The following is a 15606-nucleotide window of genomic DNA, read 5'->3' on the forward strand; positions in this document are numbered from 1 at the left end:
TTCAGAAACATACTAAGCAGCACGTTGCCACCATCCGAGGTAATTGGTGCCCCATTGTCTGAAACTGCAACTAAAGGGTTGCTAGGTAATACTTTTTGAATCATAATTTTAGACGCTCCAATTTTTGAGTATTTGGTTTGTTTTTCACTAACAAAATATCATAAAAAGGAGCTCCTATGGTTTTCACCCAACGGGTGAAAGCGCAAAGCCCGCTGAAACGGTATTAACTTGCTGTTTCAGCGGGTTTTTGTTTGTCTTGATGAATAATCCGGGATTGATATTTGTACCACCAGATTGATACAATGAAATTATGGGTGTAAAACCCGATATAAAGGCGTTTGTGGGACTAGCGATGGCTAGGCTTTTTTGTTTTGGGGAGGATTTTGTTCGGTTTTTCAAGAAATCGCTTTTGAAAAATTACCCCCGGGGGTAGAAATTATTACCCCCTACTCTGAGATTTTACCCCCCTATAAAATATGGAAATGAGAGAGTGGTTTAGAGATGAACGGCTTAAAAGTCGAGGAATTGTGAGGAAATGTTGATGTTACGTGATATAATATACCTAGTGCAAAACGTGGTTGTTAAAAGAAATTTCGAGGTGAAGACGTGTCAATAACCTACAAGAATTTATGGAAAATATTGATAGATAAAGAATTAAAAAAGACTCAGTTGAAAGAAATCGCTGGGGTCAGCAGTAATGTCATTGCTAAGCTGGGGAAAAATGAACCAGTTTCAATCGAAACACTTGTTAAGATTTGTCTTGCTCTAGGTGTTGATATAGGCGATGTTATCAGTATTGAGCAAAAATAAATCAAGAAGTGGAGGTGGGCTGTTTGCTAGTGGAAGAAGAATCAGTTGAAAAAAATATAGAAGAATTAGAAAAGACGATCGAAGATATCAGCTCTACAGATATTCTTGAAAATACAATACGAGAAACGATGCCGGCGATTCTAGATATTCTCTTGATTGACCGTACGACATCAACTCCGAAAAAATCTAAAAATATCATTTGGGCCAACGAGAACTATCTACAGTATGGTCAAAAGTCATACGCTGCAACAGCTCAAATGCTTCCTTCGTTAGTCACAGGACAAATGGGACAAATCATCATGCCGCGTGCCCTTAAATCACGAGAACTTCAAAAAGAGCGAACCAAATCTAAGGCTGAGGTATTTACTCCGACTTGGATTGTGAAAAAGCAAAACGATGAAATGGATAACGACTATCAGAATGATGAACTTGAGACTTATGTCAAACGTAAATGGCTCGAAATCACATGTGGGGAAGGGCCTTATATGGCTACCAGATACGATATGGAAACTGGTGAAATAGTACCACTTGATGAGCGTGTTGGCTTTGTCGACCGCAAATTGAAACGAATCAATGCCGAAGTCGAAGATAAGGCTGAATGGCAACGTTTAGTCGAAGAGGCCTATAAATCAAGCTACGGTTTTGAGTGGAGTGGGGACTCGCTCTTGTTAGCTAGGGAAAATCTTCTATACACATACAGAGATTACTATTTCGCAAAATGGTTAGAGGAACCGCTATATGGATTGTTTGAAGATATCGCAAAAATCATCAGCTACAATATTTTCCAGATGGATGGGCTGAAATACATCATTCCACTATCAGAGAAACGAGAAAAAGTAGAGAGCTATCAGCTGTCGTTATTTGATTATGACGATGAAGAGCCAGCTGAAGAGTGGATCATAAAACCTGGGAAACGCGTCAAATTGATGAATTGGGAGACGAACAAAATGGAGTATTTTGATAAGGGGGTCAAATAAATATGAGCGCTATTGCCACTAGACCAGATACAACAAACTTTGAATTTCTAAAATTAGACTGGGATTTGAAAGTTCAGTATTACGATCGTGCGAAATACGTTGAAGACTTCTATGTACAGGGAAATTTTGCTAAAACAATTGAACAAGCTGATTCGTTTGAAACGGCCATTATTAATTCTAATGTCGTGAAAGAACCTACTGAGAAATATTCGACAGGAAATGAGCAAGAAGATGCATTGATTCGATTAAGAGTCATTTATCAGGCTTTAAAACAAATATCAATTAATGCTGGCCAACCGGTAAATAATGAATTTGAAAATCCTATCTCAGAGAGTCTATATCAGTCCAACGAGCGTAAGATGATCTATATCCAAACAGCGGATAACTCGTCAGGTAATTGGGATGTTTATGATGGATCTGAAAAAATAGGTGAAACGACGGCGGATAGTAGTTCCAATCCGCTAGACTTCCAAGCCAATAGTGAATATCTTAGAAACCAAGCCAATACGCGTATTAGATCATACATGACGACGTCTGGCGTCCCATATACAACCGATTGGGCAGAACTTGCATATAGACCGCAGGATAAGCTGAATCCATGGTTTGGTGATAAAGATGTTCACGAAGTTCTGAGACGCTCAAACTTTAAAAAGAATGAAGACGTTGAAGGAAACGAGTGGTGGCAAGTAACTCTGGATGTTGCCAAACAAGCAATTGCTGCGGTTAAAGAAAATCGTGAAGTAATTGATGGTCCTGTCGTTGATAAGAGTAAGATTGTTCTTCGGCCGGAACAAAAAGCTGCAGTGGCACAGACTAAGACGGTGTTTAAGAAGAAAGACCGAATGCTCTGGAATGCTAAGATGCGTTTTGGTAAAACCTTATCAACATATCAATTGATCAAAGAAGAAGGTTACCATTCTGTTTTGATCCTAACGCACCGACCAGTCGTATCAGATTCTTGGTTTGAAGATTTTTCAAAACTAGAAATGAAAGAAGCTGGCTATCGTTATGGTTCTAAGAAGCACGAGAGCATTGAAAGCTTAATCAAGGATGGCGGAAAGTTTGTTTATTTTGCCAGTATTCAAGACCTACGCGGGTCATCTCAAGTCGGAGGAAAACAAGGCGAGAAAAATGAACTCGTATTCGCTACTGATTGGGATTTGATCGTCTTTGATGAAGCCCATGAGGGGACGCAAACTGAATTGGCGCAGAACGTTGAAAAGACCATCAAAAAGAAAGATACAAAAGTTCTTGAGTTGTCAGGCACGCCGTTTAACTTGCTCGAACAATATGAAGAGGACCAAGTTTATACTTGGGACTATGTCATGGAGCAAGAGGCCAAATTACGTTGGTCAACAGAAAAACCAGACGAGCCAAATCCATATGAGACATTGCCTAAAGTCAACATATTTACCTTTGAAATGGGCAATAAAGAAAAATACGCAGATGACAACAAGGCATTTAATTTCAAAGAATTCTTCCGTGTAAAAGATGATGGTTCCTTTGAACATGAAGCAGACGTTAATAATTTTTTGAATCTAATAACGAAGAAATCAGCAACCAATTATCCATATTCGACCGAAGAGTTTAGAAATGAACTCAGACATTCACTCTGGTTGTTGCCGGGGATTGCAGAAGCTAAAGCCATGAAGTCTTTGATGAATAATCATCCGGTTTTTGGTAACGAGTATAAAATTATTAACGTGGTCGACAATGATGATAAAGAAATCACGAGTAAAGACGACCCTGATTTAGGTCGCGTCCGCAGTGCGATTAGTGATAAGCCGTGGGAAACTAAAACGATCACACTGTCAGTCCGTAAATTAACCACAGGGGTAAACGTCAAAGAGTGGACAGCGGTCATGTTCTTAAACAACACAAGTTCTGCGATGAACTATCTCCAAGCTGCCTTTAGAGCTCAAACGCCATACTCAAATGAAGTTCAAGGCCAAAAGACCAATGCATATATTTTCGACTTTGCACCTGATCGTGCTTTGACCGTGATGGCGGAATCTGCTTCGATCAACTCTGGTGTTGGGAAACGCAATACTCCAGAGCAAAAACAAAAAATGGCAAATATGCTCAACTTCTTACCGATTATCGGAATGGATGGAAACGGCATGAAGACCTTCAGTGTCGATCGCATGTTGACGCAGCTGAAGAAAGTTTATGCTGAAAAAGCTGTCCGTTCTGGATTCGATGACGATAGTTTGTATTCAGATGCATTATTAACTATCAACCCTGAGGCAGCCGAGCTCTTAGAAAAGCTCAGAGGAATTATCGGTAAGACGGGTGCTTCAAAAGGTGCAAAAGAAGTTAGGGTTAACGACCAAGGTCTGACTGATGAAGAGTACGAAAAAGCGGAAAAAGCTAAGAAAAAAGCAAAACGCCAACGTACCCCTGAAGAACAAGAAGCGATTGATAAACAAAATCAAGCAAAGAAAGAACGACGGAATGCCATCTCTATTTTGCGTGGGATTTCGATCCGTATTCCGCTAATGATTTTTGGTATGGAAGTTGATATTTCAAAAGATATTGATGTTGAAACATTCGTAAACGAAGTCGATGATGTTTCTTGGGAAGAATTCATGCCAGCAGGTGTGACTAAGGATATGTTCAGGGAACAGGCTAAGTACTATGATTCTGAAGTCTTTATTGAAGCCGGACGAATCATCAGGACAAGAGCAAAATCGTATGACGATTTATCTTATACCGATCGCGCGGAACAAATCGGTCTTTTGCACGGTACATTCAAAAACCCAGACAAAGAAACAGTTCTTACTCCTTGGCGAGTTGTGAATATGCAATTAGCCTCAACGATTGGTGGCTTGTCTTACTACAATGATGATTTTTCTGAAACTTCTATTGATGGTACACCGGCGCTTCACTGGGTAGACCAAGAAGATACAGAAAAGATTTTCGGGGATGATAGCAAGATTTTAGAAATTAATTCTAAGACGGGGTTGTATCCATTATTCTGTGCTGCAAGCTTCTTCTTCAAACAACAGATGGAGTTTATTGACAATAACGTTGGTAAAATCACGCAAATTGATGAAGAGAATATCATCCAAAATGTCTTGAAGAACAATATTTATGTGATCGCTAAAACTCCGATGGCTAAGACGATTACTCAGCGGACGCTGGCAGGTTACAAAGGTTGGGATACAAATATTCTATTCATTCCAGACCTGGTCAAGAAAATTAGGAACAACATTGACGATGTCGAAAAAGAAGTTCAGAAAGGGTTTAAGGTAATGAAATTTGATGCAGTAGTTGGGAACCCTCCATATCAGGAAAATGATGGTGGATCTGGTTCAAGTGCAACCCCCGTGTATAATAAGTTCATTCAACTCTCCGATAGGGTATCGAACCAATATGTTTCTCTTATCACGCCTTCTAAATGGTTTGCTGGCGGGAAAGGTTTAGACCAGTTTCGTGATTACATGCTTAATAATGATTCAATTAAAGTAATGGTTGATTACGATAATGCGAAAGAATTATTTCCTAATACCTCAATTGCTGGTGGAGTGAACTACTTTATTATTGATAAGGATTATCATGGGACAGTGCAATTTACGAACATTCATGATGGCCGTACTATCACTTCAACGAGGAAAATGAATGAATTTGATACATTTGTCCGGTATAACGAGGCGGTAAGTATTATTCATAAGATAGGTAACGTGGGATCTGTTAGTGATTTCGTTTATCCCCGTAATCCCTTCGGTTTTTCTTCAAAAGACAGGGGAGGAACGGATGGAGATATTACTCTAATTTCAAGTGCTGGAGCGGGTAAAGTAAAACTTAGTGAAGTTAAATCTGGCAGTGAACTAGTAGATAAGTATAAGTTATGTATTAGTAAAGTAACATCAGAGCATGCAAATGAACCAGATAAGAATGGTCAATATCGTATAATTTCAAGTAATTTTGTCGTTCCTCCGCAATCTGTTGTAACTGATTCGTATCTTGTTATATATTCAGATTCTGATGAAAACAAAGTACAGTCATACTGGAACTACATGAAGACTAAGTTTTACAGAAACCAGCTGCTGCAGTCGGTAACCTCTATAAACTTGTCAAAAGATAAGTTTCAATTTATTCCATTACAAGATTTTAGTGAAGCCTCAGATATTGATTGGACTAAATCAATATCTGAAATAGATCAGCAACTATATACAAAATATGGACTTAACGAGGGTGAAATCGCCTTTATTGAAGAGAAAGTGAAGGCGATAGATTAAAATGATGGAAGAAAAGAAAATTTTTGTCAACATTGCCAACTCTTAGATTCTTGAGGTTTCAGATATGGCAATGGAGAATACAGAAAGCATAACTGTAGGGTCCCTTGATGAAGCAATTGATTCCTTCAATGAGAAAAATTGGGAATTCGATGATAATATCCGAGCAAAGCTTGAGGAAATTTTTTCTGAAGATGAGGGTGATGTATTAGAAGTCTTTGATATTAAGGTCTCCACTGAAAATCGGTCATATAACGAATTGGCAGATATGTTTAAAGAAAACGACATCCGAATTCCTGATGTCCAAAGAAAATTCGTCTGGGATACGAACAAGTGCTCGAAACTTATAGGGGAATAATGTCAATACTTTGGAGTGGTTTTTAGATAGCCCCGCGAGGGGCCGGAGCTACCCCGAAAGTTTAATCAAAAAGAATAAACGAGGTCCAGGCAATCATCGCCCGGACCTCGTTTGTTTTCTATAATTTATTTTCGGATTCAATCATGTGAGAATCATAGTTGTCAATTTTCCACTGTAAATAATCACAGGCATCAACAATTTCTTTTACCTTTTCGTTAAGCGTATTAATTGCTTCGCCTAGAATGTCTTTACGGGCTGGAATGGTAGTCGGGTCGTCTTCGAACACGGCGCTGATGTCAAGATTATGGACAGGCTTTTTTGGCACCGAGAGGTACCGCACTCCGAAAATTTTTCAAAACCCGGATTTCAGCTTAAAACGGCGTGATTTCTGGGTGTTTTTGTAGGTGGAACAGGGCCGAGTCCTACCGGTGAGAGAAAACAGGTGGTATAGATTGTGAACCAGCCGGATTTCACAAGTTGTATCGTGCAAGAAATAAGCCTTCACAAGGCGAATTTTTGAAATTCACAAGTGACGGCTTATAAACGGCGTCGTACCGGCTAGTGCCGATAACCGGCATTATGTTAAGCAGCAAGTGGTATAGCTGCCGGACGGGTCTTCGTAGATATTTTGGTGGTGTTCCACCAGTAGTCATAGCGGTGCGCTCCTGCAATAATCGCATTGATTGACCAACTTAAGCGACGTGGGTTGAAGAATTCTGATTTGAAAAATGAGTGATAGTTTTCGATGATTGTGTTGTGCTCGGGATGCCCCGGTGAGCTGAATGAGTGCATGAGGCCATAAAATGAGACGGTATCTTCGTATTCCTCACTGATGAAGTGGGAACCGTTATCTGAGTGCAAAATGATGATGTTTCGGCGTTGAGAATCGATTTAGGAATTTGACGCATAGCTGTTTGAAGTGCTCATTTAGTTAAATCAGATGTCATATCATAGCCAACGACGGCACCAATGACATCACCGGTAAACCAGTCTAGAACGCTGGCTTTATAGAGTTTCTGCTTATCTGGCATTACCAGGTAAGTTACATCGGTTGTGAGAACTTGGTATGGTCGTTCAATGATAATGTCTTTAACCAGATTGTCGCGTTCAACAACTGGACGGCCGCGATTTCCTTTATAAGACTGAGTGATAACAGACTTATATTTAATCTTCTGCATCAAGCGATGAACACGGTGTTCACCGGTATGTATGTCATATTGATCGGCCAATTCCTGCACCATACGCTTAATTCCGTAGGAATTATTGAACTCGTGCGCGTCAACGATTTCTTGAATTTTCTCGATTATCAGAGCGTCTTGTAAATCGTGTTCTGTGGGCGATTTTGGAGCTTTGTGCGAATAAAAAGTGCTTGAGGGCACATTCATGACCGCAGGCAACTTGGTTTGAGAATATTTCGCATTTTCAGACATATCGACGACGGCGCGCTCCGCTAAACTCATCGTCGGTTGGATTTTTTTATCTGTTCACGTGAGTATTTGTCCATTAAAGTGACTGCTTCACGCAAAATTTGGTTATCTTGTTCGAGTTCGGCGATTCTCGCTTCAAGTTCAGAGACTGTTTTCTTGGTAATTTTTTCGCCATTGTCATTCATTCACCGCAGGTGAATACTCACGGACCCAGCGCCGAACGGCGCTTATTGAGATTTTATTTTCACGTGAAATTTGGCTTAATGTTTGTTTTTCATCCCAATGTAGGGCAGCGATAGCTGCCTTCTGTTCAGGGGAATAATAATTTCGTGTAGTCATAATAAAAAGATGCTCCTGCTGGTTTCATTTTACAGGAAATGGTTCTAAAAACCACTCCATGAAACTAGCATAAGCACCGATGATTTTGGATTTAACAGTAAAAGCATTACCGTTGATAATTATCGTATTGCAGATTATCAGCTACAACAAGCACGTAATGCGATGAACATGGCATATGATGTTGATAGCGGGATGCAGCAAGTGAAACAAGCATTAGGGATTTACTAGTTTCATCTCCTAGATTTTCGCCACCGAACAACCGGTGGCTTTTTAAGTAGTTCATAGGTTGGACACAGAACCTGTGTTAAAATGTTTGTATACATAAAATCAGGCTTGGAGGTAATGTGATGGGTTTTAAGGAATGGGCTATTAGTTCAGGGAAATTAAACGAAAAAACCGCTGCGACACATTGGAGTGGACTGACAAATACAAGATTTAAGGAAGATGGTATAGCAGTAGCTGATGTTACGAGTATCGATGAATTAACTGAACGCATTGGTAAGGATACTATCGATACACAGGATATCGAAAAGCTTTTTAATAAACCTAGTTATCGTCCTGATTCGGATATTAAATCTTTTGTTCAAAAATACATTGATTACCTAAAGTCGGAGACAACAAATGGTGTTGTTGGTGACTATGAAAACTTTTTTGAAATGTTGAAATTTTGGATTAAACAGACAGACAACAATATTGTGAATGACGGGCATAGAGTTAGTTTCCAAGAAATACAAGAAGGCAATCTTGATGGACCTGATGGAGCGGTGATGAGATTCACTGAGCCACAATTTCACAAACAATACATTCAGTTTTCAGATTTCGCTATTCGAATTTCATTTTTTAGAAGCGGGCGATACAAAGGGGAAAAAGTAAATTTCGTTGTTTGTCGACCCACTGGATTTAAAAGTTGGGGGCTTCATATCCGTTATCTTTATGATTTGAAACAGTTACGAGTCAGCTATAGACGAGATCTACCAAACAACTCAGATAGGCAAGCTTTTAAGGATTACATGACTGCTCTTGATTATCAGAAGGATGTGTCATTTTCTATTGGGGAACTTGGTCTTACTCAAAGTGAGCCCAATAGAAAGGTTAAGGAATTATTCGATTATTTCCATAACATGATAGTATCAGCAAGGAATTATGAAGAAGTGGATGATGAAAATGTGAAAGCTATGGAATTATCAGAAAAGTTGAAACAAAATTATAACTTGATTTTACGTGGAGCGCCAGGGACAGGTAAAACTTATCTCGCAAAGGAAATCGCTGCAAGCATCATAGGAATTCCTAAAGAAGAACTAGCATCAAGCGACCAATTCGAGTTTGTCCAATTTCATCCAAGTTATGACTATACAGACTTTGTTGAAGGATTACGGCCGGTGCAAATTAACGGGCAAGTCGGTTTCGAACCCAAAAATGGTACATTCAAGGAGTTCTGCAAAAATGCATTGTTGCAGCAGAATGTTCAATTTGATTCATTTGATAATATTTGGGAGAATTTCATCAATAACGTGGATGAGGCAGGAGAAGTTGTGATACCTCAGGTTCGTTCTGAACGTGAGCTGACTTATTCACTAAACAGCAATAGGAATCTTAAAGAAGAAAATGTGAACAGTGTACACACACTGACGAAAGAGAACATTTTTCGCGTTTGGCAAGGGTTAAAAGGTCGTGAGAGTGGAGGGCATCAGTCGATAATGACGGCCGTTGTCAATTATTTGAAGGACCAATATAACTTACCAGATTATGATGAGTCGCTTGGTAAAAATACTGGAGTTAGCGATAAGAAGTATGTTTTTGTGATAGATGAAATCAACCGTGGCGAAATCTCTAAAATCTTTGGTGAGTTATTCTTTTCCATTGATCCTGAATATCGCGGTGTCGCTGGTTCAGTTTCAACACAGTACGCTAATCTCTTTGAAGAAAGCGAAAAATTCTACGTGCCAGAAAATGTCTATATCATTGGGACTATGAATGATATTGACCGTTCCGTAGATACTTTTGATTTTGCGATGCGCCGCCGTTTCAGTTTTGAAGAAATCACGGCTGCCGATTCGCAAGTGATGTTGAAATCGGATGAAGTCAAAAATCGTATGAACGCCTTGAATGATGCAATCATCTCGCCTGAAGTTGCACTGAGCACCGATTATCAAATTGGGGCAAGTTACTTCCGAACGTTGGAAGATAAGTCTAAGAATCTTGGAGTAGATGAGTTGTGGAACAATAAGTTGAAACCTCTGCTTAAAGATTACTTCCGTGGCGAAAGGAATGCAGAGCACAAACTAGACGTTCTTGAGTATGCATATTTCATGAGTGATGCCAATGATTCAAGTGAAGGATAATAGTGACGTAACCAAATACCAAGAAAATCCAATAGTACAAGAATTACTCGATAGAGATTTAAGTGATTTGGCAAATGAAAACTTTATCATCTTCCCGCCACAACTTCAATCTTCGGATGACTTAGATGGTGAAAACTATATTTTTCATCAACACAATCGGCATATTCGAACCGGGAACATTGTGGGTGTGATGAAACGGGGAGCGGAAGAAGCTCGAATTCATTCTAGATTTTACGATTCAGAAAATGAAACGGATGATTTCTTTATAAAGTATCTCCTGCATCAAGTGCTCAGCATGAACGTTGTCAGGACGAAGATTAATATTGACCCAGCTGATTCGTACTATGACTTGTTGGCTTTCTTGTTCCCAATGTACCTGAACTCTGCTTTGGAGAAAGGTGTTTATAAAGAGTACGTCAAAAGGCAGTACAATGATGCAAATGTTAAAGGACCAATCAACATTGCAAGACACATCAAAACCAACACGCCATTCATGGGCAGGATAGCTTATGACACTCGTGAATTCAGCTTCGATAACCGTCTGACTCAGTTAATCAGACATACGATTGAAAAGTTGAATGCTGAGTATTCTTATGATTTTGCCTCTGACTCGCTTACCAAGGATAATATGAAATCGATTATTCATGAAACGCCCAGTTATTCTCGTATTGAGCGATTTGAAGTCTTGTCTGAAAATGTGGCTAATCCCGTTCGTCATGGGTATTATGAAGAATACTATTTATTGCAGAAACTGTGTATCCAGATTCTCAATGAAGAGAAGATAGGTTTCGGTCATGAGGATGATGAAATTCACGGGATTATTATTGACGTAGCTTGGCTATGGGAGGAGTACCTTAACACGTTGTTGAGTGAACGGTTCATCCACCCAGAGAATAAGAACTCTAGATACGGTATTTCACTTTTTTCCGATATACAAAGAACCGTCTATCCCGATTTTTACAGCAAGGATAAACAGGTCGTATTAGATGCGAAATACAAGATGTTGGACAACAGCGAAAAAGGAATCAACCGAGGAGACCGATATCAAATCATCAGTTATCTTCATGTTTTGGCTGCAGAGAGGGCAGGGCTTGCTTATCCTAGTAAGTGGAAGAGCGATTATGTTCACGCAGGGAAATTAGATGGGTTCGGTGGTTCATTGTTTAAGCTCCCCTTGATGATACCGCAGAATGTCGAGTCCTATGATGAGTTCGTCACCGTGATTCAAGAAAGCGAAATGTCATTTACTTCAAGCCTTATCGAGATTTTTTAAATTGGTAATATGACTATACCCGATTGAACCAATTTTCTAAGCCGTATATAATTTTTAGAATAGGTAAGTCATATGCAATACTGATTGAAAATGTAAAAGAATTATTGCGTGAACGTGGATGGACACAGGAGAAACTTGGAGACGAGGCAGGGCTAAGGCAGGAGGCAATCTCGTATTTACTGAGAGGTAAAAATATTCCAACGTTGGAAACGGTCGATAAACTTTCCGCAGCCTTTAATGTATCTACTGTTGAACTACTAACTGATGGTGCCTTGTCAGACCGAGCTAAAGAGCCAACAGCTCCCTATTCTGCGAAGCGTAATAAAGAAGTAGTATTCACAAAGTATGGTAAGAATAGCAAAGTATCTAACGTCACCATAACCATCCCTCATCATCAGCGGTTTAGGGATGCGTTCATTGACTTCAACTTTGATAAGAGCAAGCCGAAGTCCGGCAAACCAAGTTCCTATGCGAACTACATGGAATACACCTTCCAAAACTACTATGATAATTTTTTCGAGGTGCTCGATCCGTTCGATAGGGAGTCCCTCGAAAAATCGACAAGCTAAGAAATAGTCCAAACTTCAAGGAGTACAATCTCAATGAAGGACGATTTCCAAATGCATCCATCGAGGCGTATCATAAATTTATTGAATCGAAATAACCTGAAAAGGAATCATCCTAGCAAGACGAACCTTGCTGGCATGATTCCTTTTTTCTTATTCCGGCCTGATGTATACTGAATCCGAGAGCCTACACTTTTACAAACTCCTTAGCTCTTTGTAAAAGTGTGCGACCCCCTTGGCTGATACTTTGACAAATTGCTAGGGGTACTTTGACAAATTGCTCTACCCACTTTGTCGTAGTATGGCAAGCAGTTTGTAAAAGTTCAACATAAGCAATTCCGCATTGTATTTATGCTACGAAAAATGATTTATTCCTGCTCATAGAATCTAAGTCAAAAAGTTTGCGAGATTCAGAAAAAGTTGCAGTTCGTTCACAAAATAATTTATTTAGTAATTTAGCCAATGTTGAATGGGCAAAAGTAACAGATAAGGACCAAGTAATTAATTTGTTGAAAAATTTTAATAATTAGTGGAAATTATAGATATTTATAAATAAAATATGTCAATGACAATATGGAAAGCATGATATCGAGATAGGGAACAGAATTTAGTTAAATAAGCACCAGTACAAAAAGTTTTACTTTTATGCTGGTGCTTATTTATTTTGGCATTAAGAATTATTACTAAAATAAATGTAGTACTTTTTTAGGTTTGAATAAGTCGGGTTTAATTAACTAGACCAATTCAAGTTGACATAATTGTTGTTTTATAGTCAGTTGTTGATTTGGTGGGTTTGATCAACGTTTGTGCAATTCATGAAATTCACAAACTTATTTTTTCCTGCCAGCACATTTCACAAACTTGAAATTCAAGAAATTTCACAAAGTAGACCACTTTATAAATTAGGGGTTATTCGGATGGAATTGTTGCCATTTACTTCGAAGATAACTCCACATATAACCACCACAAAAAGCAATGCCACAGAGCAACCAAATTCCTACAGTTTTAAAGAGCCACCAGCTGACAGATACAATCAAAATAACTAACCAACGAATGATTCGCCAGGACCAACCAATGGTGAGACCAAAAAGATAACAGACGAGAAATAACAGCAGGTAAAGAATAAAGTAAGGCATGGTCAGACTCCTTTCTGTAGGCGCTAAAATATTATGTATCCTAACTCATAGGAGTTAGGTAATCTGACAAACAGGTGTTTAGTATCTTATTGGAGAATTTAATTTTTTTTAAAGGAGGTTTTGTCAGAGTGATCTTTTCGGCAGCCACGTTCCATAGGTTTAATATATCATTTTTACGATGCTAACAACTGGCTAAAAGTATTGATAACCCGCTTGCCAATTTTTTAGTTCGTGTGTAATGATTTTTTGTAATTGTGATAAAAAGTTTGCATCAGACATTTTGTGTTGAAAAGTCATTGCTAGGATGGTCCCTAAGTAATTGACGAAGTAATGTGCTATATCAGCGTCATTGACGTTTAATTGAAAGGTGGCCGCCGTTAAATTAGTGGCACTAGCCGTAATCCCAAACGAAACTTGATTGTGTTGTTGTTGTAGCTGTAATTGATAAGTGGTGACAGGTGTTGTGACAGTTGTTCGTATCATAGCTAGCCTCCTAAAATTTTTCTGTTGGTCAATTGCCTTTCAGCAACTAACCAAACTTTCATTTTGACAGGAGAAGCGTGATACAGGCGGTGTCCGATGACAAGGGCAGCGTAGCTGTGCTATTTACCCTTGTCATCGGGCCTAGTGTTTCTTAGTGCCTGGGCACTTAGAAACACTGCCTGTATTAGAGTTTGGATGGCAAAAAGAAAGGATGGGTGATGAAAGGACGGTTGCGCCAAGCGGAACCGTTTGGCCCCGGTGGGGTCGGGGGTGTAAGGGAGCCCCGCTTGTGGGGACTGGGGCACGCAGGGAAGGGCGCAGTGCGCCCCGGTGATTTAGATTTCAACCCAACCGGTGTCAGTGGTTGGCGTATTGATGAGATATTGTGCATTTGTTAAGTCGGTAGCGGATAACACGACTTGTTCGTTCTGGTAGGCTTGTCGTACTTGTTGGTCAAGCTTGTTTTCACTATCGACTGTTAGCGCAACGGTACGGGCTAGTGTTTCTTCAAATGTGACGTAAATTTCTTTTTTCATGGTTTCTCTTACCTTTCAAAATCGTTTTTTACATGTAGATGAACTGATTGGGTGTCATCTGGGGTTAGGCTAATCTCGCCGTTGTCGTACATATTCATTGCTTGTTGACTTAAATCGTCAATGTTCATTTCAGGTGTTAAGTCAAGGGTGACTTCTTTTTGGCGATATTCCTCAAATAAAATGCGTACTTTCATTAGTTTTCTCCTTCATTTCTAAAGTGATACAAGGTACCGTTTTCTAATACATCATTAAAGGTCGTATGTGTTTGTTCATTCAACATGTGCGCCTTTTTTGTTTGAGCAAATTGATCAGTCGCAACGGATAGCGCTTGATACTGGCTTGCGGACATGGTACTTGGTTTAACCCCGGTGTCCATTAATAATAAGGCTTGAAAGAATAGCCGGGGGCTTTCTTTTTGTAAATCACTTAGCATGTTACAAATCGTTTCAACTAATTTTGCGTTGACGTTAGCCGATACCAGTTCTTCATAACCAGTCGATAAGGCTTTTTTGTAGTGTTCTTTGGGTACTTGAGTTTCTTTATAACCAAAGGTTATATCAGCCATAGCTTGCGCCATTTTGGTTAGGGGCAACTTTGTAAAATCATCATAATAAGTTTTCGTCATGGTTGTTCTCCTCGTTGTTCAGCGTATTTAATGAGTGTTTTTAGACTTTCGACATCTTTTTGATAGTCGTCATTGCCTAAACGAATGGTTACGGTGTCTTGTTCCTTACGGGCTACTAATAATTTCATAATCAAATCATCAAGCTCACTGGTTGATAAATCAATATCGGCAAAATTATCGTTTGCGAAAGGTAACGGTGTGGGACGAACACCACGCCACGCTAAAAACGTTAATGAAAAGTCGGTTAAGTTTTGAAACATAGTAAAACTCCTTTAAGATTGACTAGGTGTGACAAAAATTTATCTGCCAGCAACCACCTGTTGTTGCTGGGTTTGTCGTTGTGACGGGAAATTTTTAGCAGATAGCGGGGCCAAGCACAAGGGCGGCGCAGCCGTGCTATTTACCCTTGTGCTTGGCACTAGTTGTTCTTAGTCGCTTGCGACTTAGCACAACTGCTGTCTTGCTATAAATGATAGGCACATAAGGCAGGCCCAGT

The 15606-nt window shown here is 39.5% G+C and carries 14 protein-coding genes; 7 read left to right on the plus strand and 7 right to left on the minus strand.

The genetic code is table 11. The features are described 5' to 3' along the window. Nucleotides 1-606 precede the first annotated feature (606 nt). The 4 genes from FFM55_RS07755 (at nt 607) to FFM55_RS07770 (ending at nt 6383) form a co-directional block, all read left to right on the plus strand. Entirely contained in the window at nt 607-810 is a 204-nt protein-coding gene (locus tag FFM55_RS07755; protein WP_113813886.1) for a helix-turn-helix domain-containing protein, read from the plus strand. Between the two features lie 29 nt (nt 811-839). Beyond that, complete coding sequence (locus FFM55_RS07760) at nt 840-1787, plus strand: restriction endonuclease (RefSeq protein ID WP_240006016.1); 948 nt, start codon at nt 840-842, stop codon at nt 1785-1787. Between the two features lie 2 nt (nt 1788-1789). Beyond that, a complete protein-coding gene (locus FFM55_RS07765) occupies nt 1790-6028 on the plus strand; it encodes an Eco57I restriction-modification methylase domain-containing protein (protein ID WP_137600814.1) in 4239 nt (1412 codons plus the stop codon). A gap of 64 nt (nt 6029-6092) precedes the next feature. Further along, complete coding sequence (locus FFM55_RS07770) at nt 6093-6383, plus strand: DUF262 domain-containing protein (protein WP_137600815.1); 291 nt, start codon at nt 6093-6095, stop codon at nt 6381-6383. Between the two features lie 923 nt (nt 6384-7306). Here FFM55_RS07770 and FFM55_RS07785 read toward each other — a convergent pair. Further along, nucleotides 7307-7813: an IS3 family transposase gene (locus FFM55_RS07785; protein WP_170999671.1), complete on the minus strand. Its 507-nt coding sequence runs from the start codon at nt 7811-7813 to the stop codon at nt 7307-7309. 174 nt (nt 7814-7987) lie between these two features. Continuing rightward, complete coding sequence (locus FFM55_RS10145) at nt 7988-8149, minus strand: transposase (RefSeq protein WP_137600818.1); 162 nt, start codon at nt 8147-8149, stop codon at nt 7988-7990. A 347-nt stretch (nt 8150-8496) separates the two neighbouring features. Here FFM55_RS10145 and FFM55_RS07795 point away from each other — a divergent pair, with 347 nt between their 5' ends. The 3 genes from FFM55_RS07795 to FFM55_RS07805 are packed head-to-tail and all read left to right on the plus strand — an operon-like array spanning nt 8497 to nt 12333. After that, on the plus strand, nt 8497-10491 hold the full coding sequence (locus tag FFM55_RS07795) for an McrB family protein (RefSeq protein WP_137600819.1): 1995 nt from the start codon (nt 8497-8499) through the stop codon (nt 10489-10491). Next, nucleotides 10472-11764 (plus strand): 5-methylcytosine restriction system specificity protein McrC, encoded by a 1293-nt coding sequence (locus FFM55_RS07800; protein ID WP_170999672.1) that lies wholly within the window; start codon nt 10472-10474, stop codon nt 11762-11764. Before FFM55_RS07795 ends, FFM55_RS07800 begins: the two co-directional genes overlap by 20 nt. A gap of 23 nt (nt 11765-11787) precedes the next feature. After that, nucleotides 11788-12333: a helix-turn-helix domain-containing protein gene (locus FFM55_RS07805; RefSeq protein WP_137600821.1), complete on the plus strand. Its 546-nt coding sequence runs from the start codon at nt 11788-11790 to the stop codon at nt 12331-12333. Nucleotides 12334-13658: 1325 nt separating this feature from the next. Here FFM55_RS07805 and FFM55_RS07810 read toward each other — a convergent pair. The 5 genes from FFM55_RS07810 to FFM55_RS07830 all read right to left on the minus strand — a co-directional run bounded on the left by FFM55_RS07810 (nt 13659) and on the right by FFM55_RS07830 (nt 15370). Beyond that, nucleotides 13659-13949, minus strand: coding sequence for a hypothetical protein (locus FFM55_RS07810; protein ID WP_137600822.1), 291 nt, complete (start codon nt 13947-13949; stop codon nt 13659-13661). Nucleotides 13950-14284: 335 nt separating this feature from the next. Then, nucleotides 14285-14485 carry a DpnD/PcfM family protein gene (locus FFM55_RS07815; protein WP_137600823.1) on the minus strand — a complete coding sequence of 67 codons (201 nt, stop codon included), beginning with the start codon at nt 14483-14485 and terminating at the stop codon, nt 14285-14287. Between the two features lie 8 nt (nt 14486-14493). Continuing rightward, nucleotides 14494-14679: a hypothetical protein gene (locus tag FFM55_RS07820; protein ID WP_043941729.1), complete on the minus strand. Its 186-nt coding sequence runs from the start codon at nt 14677-14679 to the stop codon at nt 14494-14496. Continuing rightward, nucleotides 14679-15110: a hypothetical protein gene (locus tag FFM55_RS07825; RefSeq protein ID WP_137600824.1), complete on the minus strand. Its 432-nt coding sequence runs from the start codon at nt 15108-15110 to the stop codon at nt 14679-14681. The genes FFM55_RS07820 and FFM55_RS07825 overlap by 1 nt, the downstream gene beginning before the upstream one ends. Beyond that, complete coding sequence (locus tag FFM55_RS07830; protein ID WP_137600825.1) at nt 15107-15370, minus strand: hypothetical protein; 264 nt, start codon at nt 15368-15370, stop codon at nt 15107-15109. The genes FFM55_RS07825 and FFM55_RS07830 overlap by 4 nt, the downstream gene beginning before the upstream one ends. Nucleotides 15371-15606: the final 236 nt, after the last annotated feature.

The organism is Weissella sagaensis, from assembly GCF_005405285.1.
In the GTDB taxonomy this organism is placed as follows: domain Bacteria; phylum Bacillota; class Bacilli; order Lactobacillales; family Lactobacillaceae; genus Weissella; species Weissella sagaensis.

What these genes read in the sequence shown, in the direction of transcription:
- FFM55_RS07765 (WP_137600814.1), top strand. Translation starts at nt 1,790, where the DNA reads ATGAGCGCTATTGCCACTAGACCAGATACAACAAACTTTGAATTTCTA.
- FFM55_RS07770 (WP_137600815.1), top strand. Translation starts at nt 6,093, where the DNA reads ATGGCAATGGAGAATACAGAAAGCATAACTGTAGGGTCCCTTGATGAA.
- FFM55_RS07785 (WP_170999671.1), bottom strand. Translation starts at nt 7,813, where the DNA reads ATGTCTGAAAATGCGAAATATTCTCAAACCAAGTTGCCTGCGGTCATG.
- FFM55_RS10145 (WP_137600818.1), bottom strand. Translation starts at nt 8,149, where the DNA reads ATGACTACACGAAATTATTATTCCCCTGAACAGAAGGCAGCTATCGCT.
- FFM55_RS07795 (WP_137600819.1), top strand. Translation starts at nt 8,497, where the DNA reads ATGGGTTTTAAGGAATGGGCTATTAGTTCAGGGAAATTAAACGAAAAA.
- FFM55_RS07800 (WP_170999672.1), top strand. Translation starts at nt 10,472, where the DNA reads ATGATTCAAGTGAAGGATAATAGTGACGTAACCAAATACCAAGAAAAT.
- FFM55_RS07810 (WP_137600822.1), bottom strand. Translation starts at nt 13,949, where the DNA reads ATGATACGAACAACTGTCACAACACCTGTCACCACTTATCAATTACAG.
- FFM55_RS07815 (WP_137600823.1), bottom strand. Translation starts at nt 14,485, where the DNA reads ATGAAAAAAGAAATTTACGTCACATTTGAAGAAACACTAGCCCGTACC.
- FFM55_RS07820 (WP_043941729.1), bottom strand. Translation starts at nt 14,679, where the DNA reads ATGAAAGTACGCATTTTATTTGAGGAATATCGCCAAAAAGAAGTCACC.
- FFM55_RS07825 (WP_137600824.1), bottom strand. Translation starts at nt 15,110, where the DNA reads ATGACGAAAACTTATTATGATGATTTTACAAAGTTGCCCCTAACCAAA.
- FFM55_RS07830 (WP_137600825.1), bottom strand. Translation starts at nt 15,370, where the DNA reads ATGTTTCAAAACTTAACCGACTTTTCATTAACGTTTTTAGCGTGGCGT.